Raw genomic sequence first — 5,377 nt, 5'->3', positions numbered from 1 at the left:
CCCCCGCCGCATTTTGCGAGCCGAAGATTTCGATCATGCCGACCACGGTGCCGAACAGGCCCATCAGCGGCGCGAGCGTGGCAATGGTGCCGAGCGTGGTGAGGAAGCGTTCGAGGTCGTGTGCGGTGCCGCGGCCGGCCTCTTCGATCGATTCCTTCATCACTTCGCGCGGCGCATTGACGTTGCGCAGGCCGGCGGCGAGCACGCGGCCCAGCGGAGAATTGTGTTCCAGGTTTTTCAGGACTTCGGGGCTGATCTTGCCATTGTGATAAACGCGGATCACTTCTTCCAGGAGGCTGTTCGGAAGGATGCGGCTGCGGCGCAGGTACAATACGCGCTCGATAATGAGTGCCAATCCGATAACGGAAGCAATCAGCAGCGGCCAGATCGGCCAGCCGGCCGCTTGGAGAATGGCGAGCAAAACAGGCTCCTTGGGTGAGAATTCAGTCGGATGCAGAATGTATCGTGTTGAGACGCCGCGGGCAAGCGCGCACGATGGGGATACCACCGAAAAACTTCTGCACATCCCCTGTGGATAACTTTGTGGGCAAATCTGCGGGTTGGGTAAAAGTGCTTGATTCCAAAGGATTTTCAACAGGAAAGCACTTCATCGCCTGAAACACTTTTTTCAATGAAATCAGTTACTTATCTTAGCACCCCGTTGTTTGTAACCAATTATTTCAGGCAAATGACCATTTGGCGCGGCTGTGGACAGGTTTTTCCCCGGAGGACCGCATGAATGCTGGAAACACTTTCGAAACCTCAAGCGGGGCGCCTTCTGTGCTGACGGTCTCGGCCCTGAACCAGGCCGTGGCACGCATGCTCGAGCGCAGTTTCCCGCTTGCCTGGATATCCGGCGAAATTTCCAATTTCACCAAAGCGGCATCGGGTCACTGGTACTTCACGCTCAAGGACGATGCGGCGCAGGTGCGCGCCGTCATGTTCCGCGGCCGCGCGCAGTATGCGGGTTTCATGCCGCGCGAGGGCGACAAGGTGGAAGTGCGCGCCCTCGTCACCCTGTATGCCCCGCGCGGCGACTACCAGCTCAATGTCGAGGCAATCCGCCGCGCCGGCGTGGGCAACCTCTACGAAGCCTTCCTGCGGCTCAAGGAAAAACTGAACGCCGAAGGCTTGTTCGACCCGGCGCGCAAACGCCCGCTCGCCCTCTTCCCTCGCACGATCGGCATCGTAACCAGCCCGCAGGCAGCGGCGCTGCGCGACATCCTGACCACGCTGCGCCGCCGCGCGCCGCACGTCCGCGTCATCCTCTATCCGGCGCCCGTGCAAGGCGAAGGCTCGGCACAGAAAATCGCGCAAGCCATCGATACCGCTTCGACGCGCGCGGAATGCGATGTGCTGCTGGTATGCCGCGGCGGAGGCAGCATCGAAGACCTGTGGTCCTTCAACGAGGAAGCCGTCGCGCGCTCGATCGCCGCCTGTTCCATGCCTGTCATTTCCGGCGTCGGACACGAGACGGACGTGACCATTGCCGACTTTGCCGCCGACCTGCGCGCGCCGACGCCGACCGCTGCTGCAGAAATGGCCGCGGCCCCTCGCGCCGACTGGATGGCCACCCTCGGCGCGCATGCCGACGACCTGACCCGCGCGTTCAAGCGTCAGCTGTCCGAGAAAGCACAGACCCTCGACTGGTTTTCACGCCGTCTCGTCAGCCCTTTGTCCTACATCTCCCATGAAAGGCTCAAGCTGCAAGGCTTGCAAACCCGTCTTGCCCATGCCACCCGCGCACCGCTTGGTGAAGCGCGGTTTTCTCTCTCGCACCTGCAGACCCGGCTCGCCGGACAGCTGCCGAAAACCAGTTCGGCCCGTGCGCGTCTAAAGGACGACGCGCGTCGCCTCGGCACCCGCATGACCACACTCGTTTCCCAGCGGCGGCAAGCCCTGGCGTCCCTGGAGGCACAGCTCGAGCTGCTCAATCCGCAGCGTACGCTGGAACGTGGCTACGCGATGGTGCTGGACGGTAAAGGCCGGATTGTCCGCGCACCGAAAGATTTGCATCCGCGAGAAACGGTGACGGTCCGGCTGGCGGAAGGATCGGCCGAAGTGGGCATCGCCAGCGTGCAGCCGACGCTTGAATAGCCCCCGGGAATGCATTTCCGCTGCCGGTTGGCCGAAGATCAATGAGGACTTTCATGCAACCTGTCGGCATCCGTCTTACAATTAACCCCTTTCAAAAAAAATATCGACCGTAACGAAGAAAGGAAACGCCATGGAACACACCCTGCCCCCGCTCCCCTACGCAATGGACGCACTGCAACCGCACATGTCCAAGGAGACGCTGGAATACCACTACGGCAAGCACCACCAGACCTATGTCACCAACCTGAACAACCTCATCAAGGGCACCGAGTTTGAAAACGCCTCCCTGGAAGACATCATCAAGAAGTCGTCCGGCGGCCTGTTCAACAACTCCGCCCAGGTGTGGAACCACACCTTCTTCTGGAACTGCCTGAAGCCGAATGGCGGCGGTGCGCCGGCCGGTGCAGTTGCTGACGCGATCAACGCGAAGTGGGGTTCTTTCGACAAGTTCAAGGAAGAATTCACCAAGTCCGCCACGACCAACTTCGGTTCCGGCTGGACCTGGCTGGTGAAGAAGGCCGACGGCTCCGTCGACATCGTCAACACCTCCAACGCCGCCACCCCGCTGACCACTGCGGACAAGCCGCTGCTGACCTGCGACGTGTGGGAGCACGCGTACTACATCGATTACCGCAATGCCCGTCCCAAGTTCCTCGAAGCATTCTGGAACCTGGTCAACTGGGATTTCGTGGCGAAGAACTTCGGCTGATCAGCGATAGTTTTTCCTCGATAAGCAAAAAGCCACGGCCCTCAAAGCCGTGGCTTTTTTTTGGTCGAGTGACTGGTTAAGCGGACTTGGAGCGGCCGATGAAACGTGTGGCGCGCGACTCGAGCAAGTCGAACAGCGCCATACCTGCAAGCATCGCGGCAACGAAGATCAATCCCTTCGCGCTACCGGCACCGACGAGAACCAGGCCGGGCCCCGGGCAAATCCCCGCTAGTCCCCAGCCGATGCCAAAGACAAAGTTGCCGAGCAACAGCCGCCGATCGATATGACGCGCCGACGGCAATTGCATGGGCAGGCCGAGCAATGACATTGACCGCCGCCGCGCAATTGCGAATGCCACGAGGCCGACACTGATGGCGCCGACCATGACGAGCGCCAGCGAGGGATCCCACGCTCCTGCAAGATCCAGGAAGCCCAGGACTTTTGCCGGATTCGCCATCCCGGCAACGATCAGTCCGGTCCCGAACAGCAATCCCGCGATGAATGCAAACAAGACATTCATGGCTTACCCTCCTAACAGGTGCCGCACGGCGAAGACGGTCAGGAATCCGCTTCCCATGAAGACAAGTGTCGCGACGAGCGAACGGGGGGACAGGCGTGACAGGCCACATACCGCGTGGCCGCTCGTGCAGCCGGATCCATAGCGCGAACCGACACCGACCAGCAGGCCGGCCGCCACCAGCACCATCCAATTCGCACTGATATCGGCCTCTGGCAGCGTCGCGAATACGCCGTATAAAGCCGGTGCCCCCACCAGGCCGGCAATGAAGGCCAAGCGCCATGCCGGGACACCATCCCTCGGCCGCAACACGCCTGCGACTATGCCGCTGATGCCCGCGATCCGGCCGTTGAAAAGCGCGAGCGCGCCTGCCGCCACACCGATGAGCAAGCCACCGGCGAGCGCTGCCTGTGGCGTGAAATTGTTCCAATCGATCGTCATGTCTTTTCTCCTTCGCTGTCCGGGCAATACAACTGGTACAGGACGCCGAGCAAGGCCAGCACCTTCGGATCGGCGACCGAATAGAAGATCCGTTTCCCGTCGCGACGCGTATTGACCAAGCCCTCTGTACGCAAAACACCGAGCTGCTGCGACAGCGTGGGCTGGCGGATATCCAGCAGGCTTTCCAGCTCGCCCACCGACTTTTCCCCCTGGCCAAGCTGGCACAGGAGGAGCAGGCGGTCTTCATTTGCAAGCGTACGCAGCACCGCTGTCGCATCCTTGGCGGCCGCACGCATGCGTTCAATGTCGACAATAGCGCTTGTTTCCATGCTGCTGAAATTCCTCGCTAATCAATTCACATATTCATATTATATAATATCATATAATATTGAAGCACACAGGGAGAAAACCATGAACCCGCAAGTCGACTCTTTTTACGACGGCATCACCGGCACCATCAGCCATGTAGTTCATGATGGTCCTGGCAGCCATGCCGCCATCATCGATCCGGTCCTGGATTACGATCCGAAGTCTGCTCGCACCCATACCGCATCGGCCGACAAGCTTGTCCGGTTCGTACGCGAGCATTCGTTGAAAACGGAGTGGATTCTCGAGACCCATGCCCACGCGGATCACCTGTCTGCGGCGAAGTACCTCAAGGACGAAATCGGCGGGAAAATCGCCATTGGCGCGTACATCGGCAAGGTACAGGGCGTCTTCAAGCAGCTGTTCAATCTCGAGGCCGGTTTTGCCCAGGACGGATCGCAATTCGACCACCTGTTCGAAGAGGATGAATCCTTCCGCATCGGTGCCCTCCATGCGCGCGCCATCTTTGTTCCCGGGCATACGCCGGCGGACGTCGCCTATCGCATCGGGGATACGGTTTTCGTCGGCGACACACTGTTCATGCCCGATGTCGGCACGGCGCGCTGCGACTTTCCCGGCGGTGACGCGCGCTCCCTTTACCGGTCGATCCAGCGGCTGCTGTCACTTCCCGGCGACACACGCTTGTTCATGTGCCACGACTATCCTCCTCCGGGCCGTGCGCCTGCCTGGGTAACAACCGTTGCCGAACAGCGAGCCGGCAACGCTCATGTCCGCGAAGGCATCAGCGAGGATCAATTCGTCGCGATACGGGAGAAGCGCGATGCCGGCCTCGACATGCCGACGCTTTTCCTGCCATCCATCCAGGTCAACATCCGTGCGGGCTCCATGCCGCCCGCCGAGGGCAATGGGATCAGTTACCTCAAACTGCCCCTCAATGCTGTCTGAAGCACAACACCACCCGCGCCGTGGGGGGCTTTTTTCCCCATTTGCGGGATCATGCAAGCGATAAACAGGCTTGGAGACGGAGGGACCCATACCCGCTGAAAAACTTTCACGCAGTTGCGCTCCCCGATGTCGTATCCTTTCGCCAGCAGAATTCTTAACCTTGCATGACAACTACAATGAAGACAACCCAGCATCGCCATCCCATACGCAAGATACTCGTTGCCAACCGCTCCGAGATTGCCATCCGCGTCATGCGGGCGGCTGCCGAACTCGGCATCCGCACCGTCGCCATCTACGCCAACGAAGACAAGTTCGCCCTGCACCGCTTCAAGGCCGACGAA

General features: G+C 60.2%; 8 protein-coding genes. 4 read left to right on the top strand and 4 right to left on the bottom strand.

Annotation, left to right across the window (positions count from 1 at the left end; all coding sequences use genetic code 11):
- A partial coding sequence (locus AYR66_RS23840; protein WP_141104319.1) for a MotA/TolQ/ExbB proton channel family protein occupies positions 1-421 on the bottom strand: 421 nt, incomplete at its 3' end.
- Positions 422-735: 314 nt separating this feature from the next.
- Here AYR66_RS23840 and xseA point away from each other — a divergent pair.
- Both xseA and sodB read left to right on the top strand, forming a co-directional pair.
- Positions 736-2,097, top strand: coding sequence for an exodeoxyribonuclease VII large subunit (gene xseA, locus AYR66_RS23835; RefSeq protein WP_088710068.1), 1,362 nt, complete (start codon positions 736-738; stop codon positions 2,095-2,097).
- Between the two features lie 130 nt (positions 2,098-2,227).
- The gene (gene sodB / locus AYR66_RS23830) at positions 2,228-2,806 is read left to right on the top strand and encodes a superoxide dismutase [Fe] (protein WP_088710067.1); all 579 of its coding nucleotides are present in this window, start codon (positions 2,228-2,230) and stop codon (positions 2,804-2,806) included.
- 76 nt (positions 2,807-2,882) lie between these two features.
- On the opposite strand, the gene AYR66_RS23825 is transcribed toward sodB, so the two are convergent.
- The 3 genes from AYR66_RS23825 to AYR66_RS23815 are packed head-to-tail and all read right to left on the bottom strand — an operon-like array spanning position 2,883 to position 4,093.
- The gene (locus AYR66_RS23825; protein WP_088710066.1) at positions 2,883-3,326 is read right to left on the bottom strand and encodes a DUF6691 family protein; all 444 of its coding nucleotides are present in this window, start codon (positions 3,324-3,326) and stop codon (positions 2,883-2,885) included.
- A 3-nt stretch (positions 3,327-3,329) separates the two neighbouring features.
- Positions 3,330-3,764, bottom strand: a complete 435-nt coding sequence (locus tag AYR66_RS23820; RefSeq protein WP_088710065.1) for a YeeE/YedE family protein — start codon at positions 3,762-3,764, stop codon at positions 3,330-3,332.
- Positions 3,761-4,093 (bottom strand): ArsR/SmtB family transcription factor, encoded by a 333-nt coding sequence (locus AYR66_RS23815; protein WP_206047308.1) that lies wholly within the window; start codon positions 4,091-4,093, stop codon positions 3,761-3,763. Before AYR66_RS23815 ends, AYR66_RS23820 begins: the two co-directional genes overlap by 4 nt.
- A gap of 82 nt (positions 4,094-4,175) precedes the next feature.
- On the opposite strand from AYR66_RS23815, the gene AYR66_RS23810 reads away from it, so the two are divergent.
- Entirely contained in the window at positions 4,176-5,036 is an 861-nt protein-coding gene (locus AYR66_RS23810; protein WP_088710064.1) for an MBL fold metallo-hydrolase, read from the top strand.
- A 176-nt stretch (positions 5,037-5,212) separates the two neighbouring features.
- Positions 5,213-5,377, top strand: a 165-nt coding sequence (locus AYR66_RS30625) for a biotin carboxylase N-terminal domain-containing protein (protein WP_206047316.1), incomplete at its 3' end; no start/stop codon positions are given.

This window comes from Noviherbaspirillum denitrificans, assembly GCF_002211445.1.
GTDB lineage: Bacteria > Pseudomonadota > Gammaproteobacteria > Burkholderiales > Burkholderiaceae_D > Noviherbaspirillum > Noviherbaspirillum denitrificans.
The sequence above is the reverse complement of the archived record's forward strand: the minus strand, read 5'-3'. Positions and strand labels throughout refer to the sequence as shown.

Coding starts and splice junctions, on each gene's coding strand:
- xseA (WP_088710068.1), top strand. CDS start 736: ATGAATGCTGGAAACACTTTCGAAACCTCAAGCGGGGCGCCTTCTGTG.
- sodB (WP_088710067.1), top strand. CDS start 2,228: ATGGAACACACCCTGCCCCCGCTCCCCTACGCAATGGACGCACTGCAA.
- AYR66_RS23825 (WP_088710066.1), bottom strand. CDS start 3,326: ATGAATGTCTTGTTTGCATTCATCGCGGGATTGCTGTTCGGGACCGGA.
- AYR66_RS23820 (WP_088710065.1), bottom strand. CDS start 3,764: ATGACGATCGATTGGAACAATTTCACGCCACAGGCAGCGCTCGCCGGT.
- AYR66_RS23815 (WP_206047308.1), bottom strand. CDS start 4,093: ATGGAAACAAGCGCTATTGTCGACATTGAACGCATGCGTGCGGCCGCC.
- AYR66_RS23810 (WP_088710064.1), top strand. CDS start 4,176: ATGAACCCGCAAGTCGACTCTTTTTACGACGGCATCACCGGCACCATC.